At 71.9% G+C, this 15,524-nt stretch carries 11 protein-coding genes; 6 read left to right on the forward strand and 5 right to left on the reverse strand.

The window, feature by feature from the left end:
• The first annotated feature begins 212 nt into the window (after positions 1–212).
• The 6 genes from AB0F91_RS16445 (at position 213) to AB0F91_RS16470 (ending at position 9,159) form a co-directional block, all read left to right on the forward strand.
• Complete coding sequence (locus AB0F91_RS16445) at positions 213–1,154, forward strand: 5-dehydro-4-deoxyglucarate dehydratase (RefSeq protein WP_360598366.1); 942 nt, start codon at positions 213–215, stop codon at positions 1,152–1,154.
• Positions 1,151–2,407 (forward strand): glucarate dehydratase family protein, encoded by a 1,257-nt coding sequence (locus tag AB0F91_RS16450; RefSeq protein ID WP_360598367.1) that lies wholly within the window; start codon positions 1,151–1,153, stop codon positions 2,405–2,407. Before AB0F91_RS16445 ends, AB0F91_RS16450 begins: the two co-directional genes overlap by 4 nt.
• 3 nt (positions 2,408–2,410) lie before the next feature.
• Positions 2,411–3,559 carry a hypothetical protein gene (locus AB0F91_RS16455; protein WP_360598368.1) on the forward strand — a complete coding sequence of 383 codons (1,149 nt, stop codon included), beginning with the start codon at positions 2,411–2,413 and terminating at the stop codon, positions 3,557–3,559.
• Between the two features lie 3 nt (positions 3,560–3,562).
• A complete protein-coding gene (locus AB0F91_RS16460) occupies positions 3,563–5,059 on the forward strand; it encodes an aldehyde dehydrogenase (NADP(+)) (RefSeq protein ID WP_360598369.1) in 1,497 nt (498 codons plus the stop codon).
• 95 nt (positions 5,060–5,154) lie between these two features.
• Positions 5,155–7,536 carry a polysaccharide lyase 8 family protein gene (locus tag AB0F91_RS16465; protein WP_360598370.1) on the forward strand — a complete coding sequence of 794 codons (2,382 nt, stop codon included), beginning with the start codon at positions 5,155–5,157 and terminating at the stop codon, positions 7,534–7,536.
• 120 nt (positions 7,537–7,656) lie between these two features.
• Positions 7,657–9,159 (forward strand): NAD(P)/FAD-dependent oxidoreductase, encoded by a 1,503-nt coding sequence (locus AB0F91_RS16470; protein WP_360598371.1) that lies wholly within the window; start codon positions 7,657–7,659, stop codon positions 9,157–9,159.
• Between the two features lie 56 nt (positions 9,160–9,215).
• Here AB0F91_RS16470 and rpmJ read toward each other — a convergent pair whose 3' ends face one another.
• The 5 genes from rpmJ to AB0F91_RS16495 are packed head-to-tail and all read right to left on the reverse strand — an operon-like array spanning position 9,216 to position 15,266.
• Positions 9,216–9,338, reverse strand: coding sequence for a 50S ribosomal protein L36 (gene rpmJ / locus AB0F91_RS16475; RefSeq protein ID WP_220241881.1), 123 nt, complete (start codon positions 9,336–9,338; stop codon positions 9,216–9,218).
• Positions 9,339–9,398: 60 nt separating this feature from the next.
• Positions 9,399–10,568 carry a VWA domain-containing protein gene (locus AB0F91_RS16480; RefSeq protein ID WP_360598372.1) on the reverse strand — a complete coding sequence of 390 codons (1,170 nt, stop codon included), beginning with the start codon at positions 10,566–10,568 and terminating at the stop codon, positions 9,399–9,401.
• Positions 10,565–12,745 carry a DUF5682 family protein gene (locus AB0F91_RS16485; RefSeq protein ID WP_360598373.1) on the reverse strand — a complete coding sequence of 727 codons (2,181 nt, stop codon included), beginning with the start codon at positions 12,743–12,745 and terminating at the stop codon, positions 10,565–10,567. Before AB0F91_RS16485 ends, AB0F91_RS16480 begins: the two co-directional genes overlap by 4 nt.
• On the reverse strand, positions 12,742–13,827 hold the full coding sequence (locus AB0F91_RS16490; protein WP_360598374.1) for an AAA family ATPase: 1,086 nt from the start codon (positions 13,825–13,827) through the stop codon (positions 12,742–12,744). The genes AB0F91_RS16485 and AB0F91_RS16490 overlap by 4 nt, the downstream gene beginning before the upstream one ends.
• The gene (locus AB0F91_RS16495) at positions 13,824–15,266 is read right to left on the reverse strand and encodes a DUF5691 domain-containing protein (RefSeq protein ID WP_360598375.1); all 1,443 of its coding nucleotides are present in this window, start codon (positions 15,264–15,266) and stop codon (positions 13,824–13,826) included. The genes AB0F91_RS16490 and AB0F91_RS16495 overlap by 4 nt, the downstream gene beginning before the upstream one ends.
• Positions 15,267–15,524 lie beyond the last annotated feature (258 nt).

Consider the following 15,524-nt stretch of genomic DNA (forward strand, 5'->3'; position numbering starts at 1 on the left):
CCTCCAACCGGGCCGTTGACTTGTGACTCCGGCCATATTAGCGTCCCGAACAGCATTCTTATGGATGAACATAATCAGCATAACAGACTCCATTCATGAATGTGAACACCGGGGTGGGTCTCGAGCGAGGAGACGGCAGCGGTGGGATCGTCGAACCCGTGGCCGGGCACGCCACCCGGACGCCCCGACGAGGACGGAAAGAGCAGAAACTGATGGCACAGCCCAAGATCGAGCTGGACGGCTTGCTGGCGTTCCCGCTGACGCCGTTCACCGAGGACCTCGAGGTGAACCTCGACGGGTTCGCGGAGAACGTGGAGAGCCACGTGGCCGCCGGCGCGGGGGCGTTGTTCGTCGCGTGCGGCACGGGCGAGTTCTCCTCGCTGTCGCCCGACGAGATCGCGGCGCTGCTGGCGAGGGCGCGCGAAGTCGTGGCCGGGCGCGTGCCGGTATGGATCGGGGCCGGTGGCGGTGCGGCCGCCGCACGCGCGGGCGTGGCCGCGGCACAGGCCGGTGGCGCCGACGGCGCGCTCCTGCTGCCGCCGTACCTGGTTTCCGGGCCGCAGGCGGGGCTGGTCGACTTCGTGCGGTTCGCCGTGGGCGACACGTCGGTGCCGGTGATCGTGTACCACCGCAGCACCGGGGTGTTCACGGCGCCGTCGGCCGCGCGGCTGCTCGACATCCCGTCGGTCGTCGGGCTCAAGGACGGGTACGGCGACGCGGAGGTGATGACCCGCATCGTCACCACGATCCGGTCGCTGGGCACGCAGCGCTCCGAGGATTTCCTGTTCTTCAACGGGTTGCCGACGGCGGAGGCCTCCGCGAAGGCGTACGCGGCCATCGGTGTGGCACGGTATTCCTCGGCCGTGCACTGTTTCGCGCCCGAGATCGCGCACCGGTTCCACCGCGCACTGGCCGAGGGCGACACGGACGTGATGGACACGCTGCTGGCCGGGTTCTACTTGCCGCTGGTGGCGTTGCGCGACGAGACACCGGGCTTCGCGGTGTCATTGGTGAAGGCCGCCGCCCGGCTACGCGGCGACAAGGTCGGCACGGTCCGGCCGCCGCTGGTGGAGCCGACGACCGAGCAGATCGACCGGCTCGGCGGAATCGTGGAGCGCGGGTTCGAGGTACTCAAGGGGATCGAGACCCGATGAAGATCCGGGATGTGGTGCTCACGCCCGTCGCGTTCGCAGACCCACCGCTGCTGAACGTGATGGGGGTGCACGAGCCGTTCGCGTTGCGCAGTGTCGTGCAGGTGGTGTGCGACGACGGTGTCGTCGGGCTCGGCGAGTCTTACGGTGACGCAGCGTTTCTCGGCGAGGTGCGCAAGGTCGTGCCGGAGCTGGCCGGGCACGACGTGTTCGACCTGCCGGGGTTGAAGCGGATCGTCACGCGGGTGCTGGCCGGGACGGTGCTGACGGATGAGCACGGCTTGATCGGCGGGTTCTCCATCCGCAAGACGATCGCCAGTGTCTATTCGCTGTTCGAGGTCGCGTGCCTGGACGCGCAGGGCCAGGTGCTGGGCCGTCCGGTGGTCGATCTGCTGGGCGGCAAGGCCCGCGACGCCGTGGAGTTCTCCGCGTACCTGTTCTACAAGTACGGCGCTCACGTCGGTGCGGCCGAGGATTCCTGGGGTGAGGTGATCACGCCGGACGCCCTCGTCGGCGAAGCGCGGCGCATGGTCGAGCAGTACGGGTTCCGCTCGATCAAGCTCAAGGGCGGGGTGTTCGACCCCGGCGAGGAGATCGAGGGCATCCGCGCGCTGGCGGAGGCTTTTCCCGGGCATCCGTTGCGGATCGACCCGAACGCGGCCTGGACCGTCGACACGAGCGTCCGGGTCGCGGCCGAGCTCGACGGTGTCCTGGAGTACCTCGAAGACCCGACGCCGGGCATCGAGGGCATGGCGCGGGTCGCGGCCGCGGCGAGCATGCCGTTGGCCACCAACATGTGCGTGGTCAACTTCGGTGACATCGAGTCCGCCTTCCGCGCCCGCGCGATCGGCGTATTGCTGTCGGATCACCACTTCTGGGGCGGGATGCGCGACACGCAGGCGTTGTCGCTGCTGTGCGAGAGTTTCGGGGTCGGGCTGTCGATGCACTCCAACAGCCACCTCGGCATCAGCCTGGCCGCGATGGTGCACGTGGCCGCCGCGACGCCGCACCTGACGTATGCGTGTGACACGCACTGGCCGTGGAAGACCACCGACGTGATCGTGCCCGGCGTGCTGGAGTTCGTGGACGGCGCGGTCGCCGTGCCGGACAAGCCGGGCCTGGGCATCGAGCTCGACCAGGACGCGCTGGCCCGCGCGCACGAGGACTACGTCCGCTGTGGACTGACGAAACGGGACGACGTGACCTACATGCGCTCCTACGTGCCCGGCTTCGAACCCAACACGGCGAGGTGGTGACGCGTGAAGGTGACCGGATACGCCTACTCCTGGGACGTCCTCGGCGACCCCGGCTTCGTGGAGCGCGTGCAGGACCTGGAGGTGGACGAGGTCGCCGTGGCTTTGACCTACCACAGCGCCCGCGCCGCCACGCCGTACTCCGCCGAGCGCACCTCGGTGATCGCGCGCACGGCGGCGAGCTACCGGCCCGTGCGCGAAGCAGCGTGGCGGGGCAGGGAACTGCGTCCGTCCACCCCGGACTGGGTCGCGCAGCCCGACAGCGGCGGCGACGCCGTGCGCCTGCTCAACGCCACGGGGATTCCCGCCGCCGCCTGGATCGTGCTCACGCACAATTCGCAGCTGGGCACGGCTTTCCCGCAGTACACCGTGCAGAACTGCTTCGGCGAGTCCTACCCGTGGGCCCTGTGCCCGGCCCAGCCCGCCGTGCGCGAATACGCGGCGACGCTGACCGCGGAGGCCGTCGCGGGGCTGGCGCTCTCCTCGGTGATCCTCGAGGCGTGCGGCCCGCTCGGCGCGGTGCACCAGCACCAGCACGAGAAGACCGACGGAGTGTGGGCGCCCGCCGTGGCGCGCCTGCTGTCGATCTGCTGCTGCGAGGCGTGCGCCGAAGGCTGGACCGGTCTCGACGCCGCCGAGGTGCGCGCGACGCTGCGCACGGAAGTCCGCCGGCTGCTCGACACGGCCGACCTCACCGTGACCGAGGACCGGCTGCCGGCCACGCTCAAGGACATCGTGCTCGCCGGGCGCCAGCGCGCCACCGATGCGTTGCGCGCCGCGGTGCTCGCCGAGCTGGCACCGGGCACGCGGATCGTGCTGCACGGCCAGCTCGACCCGTGGGTCACCGGGGCGCTGCCGGGCCTCACGCCGGCCGCAGCCGGTGACGCCGCCGTGGTCGTGCTGCAGAACTGGGCGCCGGGCCAGAGCAGCGTCGACGCCGTGGCCGCGGCCCGCCGGGCGCTGCCCGAGGACGTGGCGGTGGGCAGCTACATCACCGCAGTCGCCGCGAGCCCGGTGCCCGACATCGAGGCGTACGTGACCGAGCTCGGCAAGGCCGGCGCGGCCGAGCTGCACCTCTACCATCTGGGCTTGGGGGGTCCCGGCCGGTGGCCGGACCTGCGCGCGGCCACGGCGGCCGCACGCAGCCTGCCCTGAACCGTGCTTGAACCTGAGCGATTCACCGAGGAGACACGTTCCACCATGAGCCGAGAAACCTCCGCACCGGAGCTCGAGCGCACCCTCGCCGCCGCGGCCGCGGCCGCCCGCCGGTTCGCGGCGAGCACACCCACTGAGCGCGCCGGCTGGCTCGAAGCCGCCGCCGACGCTCTCGACGCCGAAGCCGAGGAGCTGATCGCCCTCGCCCACACCGAGACCCACCTGCCCGCGGCACCGCGTCTGAAGGGCGAGCTCGCCCGCACCACGTTCCAGCTGCGCCTTTTCGGCCAGGTCCTGCGCGACGGCGCGTTCCTGGGCGCCACCGTCGACCACGCCGACGCCGAGTGGCCCATGGGTCCGCGTCCCGACATCCGCCGGGTGCTCGTGCCGATCGGCCCGACGCTGGTGTTCGCGGCCAGCAACTTTCCGTTCGCCTTCAGCGTCGCGGGTGGCGACACCGCGTCCGCGCTGGCCGCGGGCTGCCCGGTGATCCTCAAGGCGCACCCGGGCCACGAGGAGCTGTCCACGCGCACGGGCGAGATCGTCGTCGGGGCGCTCGCCGCGGCCGGTGCGCCCGCGGGCGCGTTCGCCGTGATCCACGGGTTCGAACAGGGCGTGACCGCGCTCAAGGACCCGCGCATCCAGGCCGCCTCGTTCACCGGCTCCGTGCCGGGTGGGCGCGCGCTGTTCGACATCGCGGTCTCGCGGCCCACGCCGATCCCGTTCTACGGCGAGCTCGGCAGCGTGAACCCGGTCGTGGTGACGCCGGGCGCGGTCGCCCGGCGCGGCGAGGCCGTGGCGAAGGCGTACGCGGGGTCGTTCAGCCTCGGTGCCGGCCAGTTCTGCACGAAGCCGGGCCTGCTGTTCCTGCCCGAGGGCCACGGTCTCGACGACGCGCTGCGTGAGGCCGTCGGCGCTGTTGCGGGCCAGCCGATGCTCAACGAGCGCATCGCGCAGGGCTTCGCGCACAAGCTGTCCGAGCTGCGCCAGGCCCCGGGCGTGACCACGGTCGTCGACGGCACGCACCAGGGCGAGTCGTTCACCCCGAGCCTGCTCTCCACCACGGCCAAGGAGTTTATGGCCGGTGGGGAAGCGGTGCGCGAAGAGCACTTCGGTCCCGCGTCGCTCATCGTCACCTACCGCGACGCCGACGAGCTCATCGGCGTGCTCGACACGCTGGAGCCAGGCCTGACTGCCACGGTGCAGGGTGAGGAGGACGAGGCCGACTACGTCCGCCCGCTGCTGCCTTCGCTGACCCGTCTCGCCGGGCGGCTGCTGTGGAACGACTGGCCCACGGGCGTCACGGTGAGCTGGGCGCAGCAGCACGGTGGCCCGTACCCGGCCACCACCGCGCCCACCACGACGTCGGTCGGCACCGCCGCCATCGAGCGGTTCCTGCGCCCGGTCGCGTGGCAAGGCTTCCCCGACGCGCTGCTGCCCGAGCCGCTGCAGGAGCAGAACCCGTGGCAGTTGCCGCGGCGCACGGACGGAGCGCGCTGACCTTTTCTCCGCCGAGTAACCACAACTGAATTCTCCTTTTCAGGTCCCCGAAAATCCCGCAAGCCAAGGACGTCTTGATCCTGGGAGGCATTGTCATGCCCGTAAACCGGAGAACTGCCCTGCGCGGCGGCGCCGTCGCGGCCGCCTCGGTGGCCCTGAGCGCCGCCGCGCACCCGGCGTTGGCGGCGGGTTCCGCGCCCGCCGCGACGGTGGCCACCGCGAACGCCACGCCCGCCGAACCCTTCAAAGCGATCGTGGCCGGCTACCGCGAGCTGCAGACCGGGATCAACCGGCCGTCGGCCGAGCGAACGGCCGCGCTGAAGAACCTCGGCCGCGTGGCGAAGGCCTACAACGACACGATGACCGTCACCGGTGGTCCACTGTGGACCGACCTGCCCCTCGGGCCGGGCAGCGACTACACCACGTCGATGTACGCGCGGCTGCGGGCCATCGCCGTCGACTGGGGCACGCCGGGCGGCACGCTCTCGGGTGACCCGCAGGTGCTCGACCGCATCAAGAAGGCGCTCGAGCTGATCTACGCGAGCCAGTACAACCCGCAGATCGGCGAGATCGGCAACTGGTACACCTACGAGATCGGTGTGCCGTACTACGTGCTGCACACGCTCGTCACGGTCGCCGACGAGCTGACGGCCGACGAGCTCGCGCGCTACGTCAGCCCGATCAAGCGGTTCGTGGGCAACCCCAACGTGCGGGCCAACAGCCCGAGCACCGTCGAGACCGGCGCCAACCGCGCCGACAAGGCCCTGATCTCCATCGTCTCCGGCGCACTGATCGGCGACAGCGCGTGGATCAAGACCGGCATCGACGCGCTCACCGACGTCGCCGGCGGCGGCGCGGCGAGCCTCGTGGCCAAGCTGGACAAGTCGGGCGGCGACGGGTTCCACGTCGACGGCTCGTTCATCCAGCACGACACCATCCCGTACCCCGGGCACTACGGCATCGTGCTGCTGACCGCGCTCTCCGGCGCGATCCACGTAACCGAGGGCACCGAGTACGCCCTGCCCGAGGACCTCAAGCAGAAGATCTACGCGCTGGTGCCCGACACCTTCGCGCCGTTCGTCTACGCGGGCGCGCTGATGGAGCCGGTGCGTGGGCGGATGCTCTCGCGCCAGGGCGAGACCGGCCACGACATCGGCCACCAGCTCACCGTCGCCACGCTCGTGCTGGCGCGCGCGGCCACCGGTACGGCCAAGGCCGAGCTGTCGGGCCTCGCGGCGAAGTGGATCTCCGAAGGCACGTACGCGCCCTTCCTGGAGATCCCCGACCCGGAGCGGTTCGCGCCGGGTCCGGACCTCGTGGCGACGCCGGGCATCGAGTTCGCGCAGGAGATGCTCGCAACCCACGTGGGGCCGACGCCGATCACGGCCACGCACCGGATCTTCGGCCAGCAGGACCGGATGCTGCACGTGACCGAGGGCTGGTCGAGCTCGCTCGCCGTGGGATCCACGCGGATCTCGCGCTACGAGTCCATCAACGGCATGAACCAGCACGGCTGGTACGTCGGCGACGGCGTGCTCTACCTGTTCCTGCCGAACGCCAAAGGCCACTACTCCGACGCCTACTGGCCGACCGTCGACCCGCTGCTGCTGCCGGGCGCCACGACGAAGACCGGGCCGACGGGCGCGCTGCAGTCCACGCCGATGTCGACCAGGGCCCACGTCGGCGGCGTGCGCTGGGACGCGCGCCACGGCGCGTACGCGATGGACTTCGTGTCGCTCGACGGCACATTGACCGCGAAGAAGTCGTGGTTCTTCACGCCGACGGGCGTCGTCTGCCTCGGCGCGGGGATCACCGATACGTCAGGCGAGCAGGTGCGGACCACGATCGAGAACCGCAATCTGGGGGAGAACGGCCGGGGCACGCTGCTGGCCGACGCGCGGCTCGTCTCGTCCGCGCTGGGGCGCACGACGTCGCTGCGGAACCCGCACTGGCTGCATCTCGACGACGTCGGCGGTTACGTGCTGCTCGACAAGGCCGACGTGACTGCGCTGCGCGAAGACCGCACCGGCGCGTGGCGCGACATCGACACGGGCGCAAACACCAAGGGCACGACCGACCCGTACACGCGGCGTTACCAGAAGCTCGTGATCGAGCACGGAGTGAAGCCGTCGGACGCGAAGTACGCGTATGCGGTGTTGCCTGCGGCTTCGGTCGTGAGCACCGTCGCTTCCGTGCTCGCGTGGCGAGTGCGGGCGAACACAGCCGCCGTTCAGGCGATCCGGCTGTGGGACAACACACTCCTCGCAAACTTCTACAAGGCGGATACTGTGGATGAGGTGACTGTCTCAGGTCCGGCTTCCGTGGCCCTGGGGCGCAGCGGCTCGGGCCGGCAGCTCGCAGTCTCGGATCCGACGCAGTCGCAGGACAGCGTCCGGGTGACGGTGCGGCGCCAGACCGTGGAGGTGCCGCTGAAGGGCACCTTCGGTGCGACACAGGTGGTCAACCTGCCGCGCTGACCCCTCGGTTTCCCTGCCGGACCGGTGATTCCCCGCCCGGCCCGGCAGGGCCCCACTTCCGAACCTCGTTCTGCCCGGGCCGGGCCGAAGAGGGCATTCCGACGGTACGATCTCGGGAGCATGCTCGAGCCGGGGAGAGTGATCACGATCGCCACGCACGTCGACGTCCTCGTGGTGGGTGCGGGGTTGTCCGGGATCGGGGCGGCGTGCCGCCTGCAGCTGCGGACTCCCGGCAAGACGTACGCGATCCTGGAGGCCCGCGACTCGATCGGCGGGACCTGGGACCTCTTCCGCTACCCCGGCATCCGGTCCGACTCGGACATGTTCACGCTGGGTTACCCGTTCCGGCCGTGGAAGGACCCGAAGGCCATCGCCGACGGTCCCTCGATCCTCAGCTACATCCGCGCGACGGCCGAGGCCTACGGCGTCGAGCGCCACATCCGCTTCCGGCACCGCGTGGTGTCCGCTTCGTGGTCCTCGGCCGAAGCGCGCTGGACGGTCGAGGCCGAGCACGACGGCGAGCGGGCCACGTTCACCTGCTCGTTCCTGTACCTGTGCAGCGGCTACTACAGCTACGACAGCGGCCACGTCGTCGACTTCCCGGGCCGCGAGGACTTCGCCGGCAAGATCGTGCACCCGCAGCACTGGCCCGCGGACCTGGACTACGCGGGCAAGAACGTCGTCGTGATCGGCAGCGGCGCCACCGCCGTGACCCTGGTGCCGGCGATGGCGCCCGAAGCGGCTTCGGTGACCATGCTGCAGCGCTCGCCGAGCTACGTCGTCGCGCGCCCCGGGGCCGACGCGCTGGCCGACCGCCTGCGGGCCGTGCTGCCGGAGAACCTCGCGCACCGGCTGGTGCGCGGCAAGAACGTGGTGATGGGCACCCTGTTCTTCCAGCTCATGCGCCGCCTGCCCGAGCGCGCGGCCGCGGTGCTGCGCGACGGCGTGGCCAAGCAGCTGCCACCGTCCATCCCCGTCGACCCGCATTTCGTGCCCGACTACAACCCGTGGGACCAGCGCCTGTGCCTGGTGCCCGACGCCGACCTGTTCCGCGCCCTGCGCAGCGGCAAGGCCGACGTGGTCACCGACCACATCAGCCGCTTCACCCCGGACGGCATCCGGCTGGCGTCGGGCCGCGAGCTGCCCGCCGACGTCATCGTCACCGCGACCGGCCTGCGGATGGTCGCGTTCGGCCAGGTCGCGTTGACCGTCGACGGGCGGGCCATCAACCCGGGTGAGCAGCTCGTCTACAAGGGCATGATGTTCGGCGGCATCCCCAACCTGGCGTGGTGCGTGGGCTACACCAACAACTCGTGGACACTGCGCGCCGATCTGGCTTCCCAGTACGTCTGCCGGCTGATCTCGCACATGGACCGCCACGGCTACGTCGCCTGCTCCCCCGACCCCGGTCGCGCCCCGACCACGGGCCTGCGCCCGGTCGTCGACCTGATGTCGGGTTACGTCAAACGCGCCACCGCGGCCCTGCCGAAACAAGGTGGCCGCCGCCCGTGGGTGATGCGCCAGAACTACCTGCTGGACCTGGCCGACATGCGGCTCAACCGGCTCGACGACGGTGTCATGGCGTTCCGCCGGGCGGACGAACGCATCCCGACGCCGGCCTGAGCGTACAAAAAAGGGCGCCACCCACCTGAGGTGGATGGCGCCCGACGCTGTGCAGCTCAGCCCTGGCGAGCCTTGTTCCGCGGGTTGTCGCGGTTGATCACGAGGATCTTGCCGTGCCTGCGGATGACCTGCGCCCCCTGCTGGCGAGCCAGCGACCTGACCGACGCGCGAACCTTCATGGTTACCCGTCCTCTCTTCGAAGTCTCGTTCTGTCTTCTTCAACCAGATGACCGGTCGGTTTAATCCCCGTTCGCGGTGGCGGCGCTCACCCAGCGGCCGAGGTCCTCACGGCGCAGGGCCGCGGCCATCAGCTCCGGGAACAGGTCCGGCGTGCACGCGAAGGCCGGCACCCCGAGCTCGGCCAGCGCGGCGGCGTTCTCGTGGTCGTAGAACGGCGCGCCGGAGTCCGACAGGGCCAGCAGGGTCACGACCTGCACGCCCGAGCCGACCAACTCGCCGACGCGGCGCAGGAGCTCCTCGCGCACGCCGCCCTCGTAGAGGTCGCTGATGAGCACCAGCAGCGTCTGCTCGGGGCGTTCGACGAGGCCCTGGCAGTAGGTGATGGCGCGGTTGATGTCGGTGCCGCCGCCGAGCTGGGTGCCGAAGAGCAGCTCGACGGGGTCGTCGAGGTGCTCGGTGAGGTCGACCACGGCCGTGTCGAACGCGACGAACTTCGTGCTCAGCGCCCGCATGGACGCGAGCACGGCGCCGAACAGGCCCGAGTACACCACCGACTCGGCCATCGACCCGGACTGGTCCACGGCCAGGATCACCTCGCGCTGCACGTTGTGCTGCCGCCGGCCGAAGCCGACCAGCCGCTCGGGCACGATGGTCTTCAGCTCGGGGGAGTAGTGCTTCAGGTTCGTGCGCACGGTGCGGGCCCAGTCGATGTCCGCGGCGCGCGGGCGCTGGGTGCGGGCGGCCCGGTCGAGCGCGCCCCGGATCGCCGCACGCGTGGGTTCGGCCAGCCGTTCCTCGAGCTCGGCCACGACGGCGCGCACGACCGAGCGCGCCGTCTCCTTCGTCTCCTCGGGCAGTACGCCGTTGAGCGACAGCAGCGTGCCGACCAGGTGCACGTCGGGCTCGACCGCGCTCAGCAGCTCCGGCTCCATCAGCATCCGGGTGAGGCCGAGCCGGTCGACGGCGTCGCGCTGCATCACCTGCACGACCGAACCCGGGAAGTACCGCCGGATGTCGCCGAGCCAGCGGGCGACTCGCGGCGCCGAGGAGTTCAAGGTCGCGCCGCGGCGGTCGCCCGAGCGGGTGGGCTCGTCGCGCCGGTCGTAGAGCGCCGCGAGCACGGCGTCGAGGCCACTGTCCTCTTCGGACAACGAGCGGCCGGTGCCGTCTTCGCCGCCGCCGAGCACGAGGCGCCAGCGGCGCAGACGATCGGGGTCCGGGGTGGTCATGACGCTGCTCCGAGAAGAGTCGCGAGCACGGGCAGGGCACTGCGGGCGCGGAGCTCGTCCAGCTCTTCGGAAGCGTGGCGAGCCGCGGGGGCGCCGCCGGAGAGAGTGGCGGCGCGTTGCCCGATGGCGCGTTTCTCCGGTCCTGCGAACGCGCCGAAAGTGCGGCGTAGCAAGGGAAGTACCTCGGTGAACACGTCGGACGGGATGGTGCCCAGCCAGGTGTCGACGATCCGCAGCATGTGCTCGTCGTGGACCAGCAGGAGCGCGCCGCCGGCGAAGAAGCCCTCGACGTAGGCGGCGCCCGCGGCCGGCGCGACACCCGGGGTGAGCGCGCGGCCGAGCCGCAGCTCGACCTCCGCGCCGTCGAACAGGTCGGCGTCGTGGAGCAGGCGCACGATGCGGCCGGACAGCAGCGGCGGCAGGGAGTCGCGGCCGGCGAGCTTGCGCAGCGCGGTGAGCCAGCGTTCGCGTGCCGCGTCGCCGAGGAGGGTCGTGGCTTCGTGGACGTTGTCGACCAGGTCGCAGAACTTCCGGGCCGCGTCGTCGTCGATGCCGTGGACGGCCGGCGGCAGCCCGGCGCACACGCGGGTGAGCAGGCGGTCCGCGACCTCCCGCAGCTGCGCGGTGTCGGTTCGGCGCACGTCGCCGTAGCGGGTCGACCGGGCCAGCGGAGGCAACGAGGTCATGAGGTCGGCGACGTCGGTGTCGGCTGCCGCGCGGACGTCGAGTGCGGTCAGCACTTCCGGCAGCGCGTCGCCGAGACCGCCGAGCAGGCAGCCCTCGACGGCCGTGGTGATGTCGGCGAGCGGCGGCTTGCCGGCCATGGCCTCGCGCACGCGGGCGGACGCGGCCGAGGCGACCGTGGTGCCGTGCACGGCGGCCGCGACCAGGTCGACCTCGAAGCCCGGCTCCCAGCACAGCGTCCACGTCTCGCGGAAGGTGCCCTTGCTGCGGGTCGCCGAGATTTCCGGCGTGCCCCAAGGGATGTCGAGCAGGCGCAGCCGGTGCAGCAGCCGCGAGCGGTCGAGGCCGCCGGGCGTGCGCAGGTCGAGATCGAGCTCGCGCGCGGTCGGCTCGCGCTTGAGCCGCAGCCGGCGCGCGGTCGCGATCAGGTCGGCCGCCAGCGGAGCCTGCGGCACGGATTCGGGGACTTCGCCGAGACGTTCGCCGACCACGAGCTTGCGCGTGACGAGGTCGGCCTGCACGTCGTCGCCCGAGCACAGCACCGAGCGCGTCGCGGCGTCGACCTCCGCCAGGCCCGCCGAGGACCGGCCGCGCAGCGCCGCCAGCGTTTCGGCCAGCCGCACGGCCTCGATCACGTGCGCGGTCGAGACCGGCAGGTCCTCCTCACGCAGCACCCCGGCCACGCCGGTGAGCCAGCGCGCGGTGACGTCGTCGGCCGTGGTGAACAGGTGGTGGTACCAGCCGGGCGAGCGCACGCCCGCGCCGTAACCGCTCGCCGTCGCGAGCCGGCTGTGGGTCCACGGCACCCACGTGCACACGACCTTGCGCTTCCGCAGTCCTTTGAGGACGGTCTGGTCGTGGCTGGCCGGTGGCAGGGGATCGGCCAGCGCCGGCACGTGCCACGCGCCGCACACCACGGCGATGCGTTCGAAGCCTTCCTTGCGCGTCTTGCGCAGCACGCCGCGCATGTACGCCTCGCGGCGCTGCTCGTGGAGATCCGCCGGGCGTTCGTCCTCGCGCAGCGCGGTCATCGCCTCCGCGATCACCTCGAACGGCGACTCCCCGCCGCGCCGCGACTCCACGACGTCGTCCCACCACCGCTCGGGATCGTCGTACCCGCCCGCGGCCGCCAGCTCGGCGAGCGGGTCGGTGCGCGGCACGCGATCCTCGTCGCCGAGCGCGAACTGGTGCGTGGCCGGCAGGTCGCAGAACCGCACCGGCACGCCGGCCTCCGCCGCGTAGCGCAGGGCCTGCCACTCGGGGCTGAACACCGCGAACGGCCAGAACGCCGCGCGCGACACGTCGTCGGCCGCGTACGCGAGCAACGCGACGGGCGGCCGCATGTCCTCGTCGGCCGCCAGGTTCACGAGCCGGTCGGCTTCGGGCGGGCCCTCGATGTGCACCACGTCGGGCTCCAGCTCGGCGAGCCTCGCGGCCACCGCCCGAGCCGAACCCGGCCCGTGGTGCCGGATCCCGAGCAGGTGCGTGGTCATCCGCTGATCTCCTGCCCCGCACGGTAGAAGTCGGCCCAGCCGTCGCGTTCGCGGACCACGGTCTCGAGGTACTCGATCCAGATCGCGCGGTCGGCGACCGGGTCCTTCACCACGGCGCCGTGGATGCCCGCCGCGACGTCTTGCGCCCGCAGCACGCCGTCGCCGAAGTGCGCGGCGAGCGCGAGCCCGCCGGTGAGCACGCTGATCGCCTCGGCGGTCGACAGCGTGCCCGACGGGGTCTTGACCGCCGTGCGCCCGTCCTCGGTCCGGCCGGCGCGCAGTTCGCGGAACACCGTGACGACCCGGCGGATCTCGGCCAGTTCGGCGGCTTCGGCCGGCAGGGCGAGCGAGGCGCCCAGCTGTGCGACCCGGCGGCTGACGATCTCCACCTCGGCCTCGGCGGTGTCCGGCAGCGGCAGCACCACCGTGTTGAACCGGCGGCGCAACGCGCTCGACAGCTCGTTCACGCCCTTGTCGCGGTTGTTCGCGGTGGCCACGAGCGTGAAGCCGGGGCGCGCTTGAACTTCCGTGCCGAGTTCGGGCACGGGCAGGGTTTTCTCCGACAGGACGGTGATCAGGGAGTCCTGCACATCGGCCGGGATGCGGGTGAGCTCCTCGAGACGGGCCACCTTGCCGTCGCGCATCGCGCGCAGGATCGGGCTCTCCACGAGCGCTTGCTCGCTCGGGCCCTCGGCGATCAGGCGTGCGTAGTTCCAGCCATAGCGGATCTGCTCTTCGGCCGTGCCCGCCGTGCCCTGTACCAGCAGCGTGGAGTCGCCGCTGATGGCGGCGGCGAGGTGCTCCGACACCCACGTCTTCGCGGTGCCCGGTACGCCGAGCAGCAGCAGCGCGCGGTCGGTGGCAAGAGTGGCGACGGCGACCTCGATCAGGCGCCGCGGACCGACGTACTTCGGGCTGATCTCGGTGCCGTCGGGCAGCGTGCCGCCCAGCAGGTACGTGACCACGGCCCACGGCGAGAGCAGCCACGACGGCGGCTTCGCCCGGTCGTCGGCCGCGGCCAGCGCGGCCAGTTCACCGGCGTACTCCTGCTCGGCGTGGGGCCGAAGGACTGCGGACGTCATGAAAGCTCCTCGTGCATTTCGCGGCGGAAAGTCAGGGTTTCGGCCACAGCGCGCCGCCACGGGGCGGCTTCGCCGGGCTGGGGGACCATGGACAGGCGATGGCGCAGGCAAGCCGGCGGCACGGCCTTGGCGATGAGCGCGGCGGCGTGGGCCACGAGCCGGTGGTCCTGCTGCGCGCCGACCCAGTCGAGCAGCACCCGGCCGAGTTCCTCGGACCACGGTTGCGGCAGGTCGAGGATCAGCCGGGTGAGCGCTTCGACCTTCAGGCCGCGCGCCAGCTTGGCGACGGTGGCGGCCTGCTTCTCCGGCGCGAGCACGCCGACGAGCGCCGCCGTGGCCCTGCCGCCGGGTTCGGCTTCCACGAGCGCCTGCGCCCACGCTTCGTCGCGCTGCCGGATCGCCGCCGTGGCCCAGCTTTCGCGCACCACGGCGAGCGGGCAGCCCTCCACGAGCATGCCCACAAGGTCGCCCGGCGTGCCGAACTCCGCCCAGAACGCCAGGGGAGTGGCGGCGATGATCGCCCGCAGCCGCGCGGTGTCCTGCCCGGGTCCGTGGGGCACGCGGACGCCGTCGCGCACCAGCGAGTCGTCCGGCCCAGGCAGCGTGATCTGCAGGACGTCGGCCCGCAGCGATCGGCTGTGCACGGTGACGCACTCCCGCAGCCGTGCCGCCATCCGTTTGCCGAGCTCCGTGTCCGGCAGCCCGCCGAGCAGCCGCATCGCCGTGTCGCGCACCGCCGCCGCCCGGTCGGACAGTGCGGCGTCGAGGAACGGCTCGTCGTCCCGCGTGAGGTGGCGGCCCAGCACCGTGAGGAACACCGTGCGCAGGTCGGCCGGCTCGGTGCGCCACGTGGCCGTGAGCGCCGCGCGCGCTGCCGCGGGATCCTGCGCGAGTGCCCGTTCGAACCACGCCTGACGCCGCGCGGGAGTGCCGAACTGCCAGGCGTCGTCGCTGTCGTCCTCGACCTCGGCGACCAGGAACGCCCAGTCGGTGTTGCGCGTACCCAGCCATGCCCCGACCGGTCCCGCCACCTCCGCGAGCGGTGCCCGCAACGACACCCGCGCCCGCGCCGCGTCCGCCAGCGCCGGCAGCAGCTCCGGGCTCACCCCGAACCCCCGCCCGGCCACCGTGTGCAGCCACTCCTCGAGCAGCTCGGGGCGGTTCGCATGCAGCAACCGCGCCAGCCGCTCCCGCGCGAGCGGCGGGACGTAGGCCCGGCCGTCGGGCTTGGCCGGCTCTTCCCGGCGCGCGTTCGCCACGGGCAGCCGGCCCGCGCGGCGGTAGTTGGTGAGCAACGCCGCGGTGGCGAGCACGGCGTCTGCCTGGTCTTCGGTCTTGCCCGCGACTTCCCGCACCTCGGGCGGCAGCCCGCTCATATCCAGACTCCGGCGGCGCGTGCCCAGCAGCGCCGTGCCGACAAGGTCCTCCCACGCCTTCATCGGCCCACCACCGCCCCGTCCTTCCCACCACGACGCGACGCCCGACGCGCGCCCCGCCCCGGGGCGGTGGTCGGCGCGGAGGAGAGGCCGGTCGCCGTTGCGGAGCACGGATACGGGAGGTGCGTTCCTGGGCCGGGGGTCGGCTCAGTTGACCGGGGCAGGGGTGTGGGGAAGCGTTGTCCGGCTGTGCTTGGCGGGTGGAGCTGGGTTTGGGGCGAGGGGGTGGTGGCGTGGTGCGTGGGGGGCTTGGGGTGTTCG

It is taken from the genome of Amycolatopsis sp. NPDC023774, from assembly GCF_040639695.1.
In the GTDB taxonomy this organism is placed as follows: Bacteria; Actinomycetota; Actinomycetes; order Mycobacteriales; family Pseudonocardiaceae; genus Amycolatopsis.

Excerpts from the sequence above, each read along its gene's own strand:
- AB0F91_RS16490 (WP_360598374.1), bottom strand. The coding sequence starts at position 13,827 with ATGACGTCCGCAGTCCTTCGGCCCCACGCCGAGCAGGAGTACGCCGGT.
- AB0F91_RS16465 (WP_360598370.1), top strand. The coding sequence starts at position 5,155 with ATGCCCGTAAACCGGAGAACTGCCCTGCGCGGCGGCGCCGTCGCGGCC.
- AB0F91_RS16445 (WP_360598366.1), top strand. The coding sequence starts at position 213 with ATGGCACAGCCCAAGATCGAGCTGGACGGCTTGCTGGCGTTCCCGCTG.
- AB0F91_RS16470 (WP_360598371.1), top strand. The coding sequence starts at position 7,657 with ATGCTCGAGCCGGGGAGAGTGATCACGATCGCCACGCACGTCGACGTC.
- rpmJ (WP_220241881.1), bottom strand. The coding sequence starts at position 9,338 with ATGAAGGTTCGCGCGTCGGTCAGGTCGCTGGCTCGCCAGCAGGGGGCG.
- AB0F91_RS16450 (WP_360598367.1), top strand. The coding sequence starts at position 1,151 with ATGAAGATCCGGGATGTGGTGCTCACGCCCGTCGCGTTCGCAGACCCA.
- AB0F91_RS16495 (WP_360598375.1), bottom strand. The coding sequence starts at position 15,266 with ATGAAGGCGTGGGAGGACCTTGTCGGCACGGCGCTGCTGGGCACGCGC.
- AB0F91_RS16485 (WP_360598373.1), bottom strand. The coding sequence starts at position 12,745 with ATGACCACGCACCTGCTCGGGATCCGGCACCACGGGCCGGGTTCGGCT.
- AB0F91_RS16480 (WP_360598372.1), bottom strand. The coding sequence starts at position 10,568 with ATGACCACCCCGGACCCCGATCGTCTGCGCCGCTGGCGCCTCGTGCTC.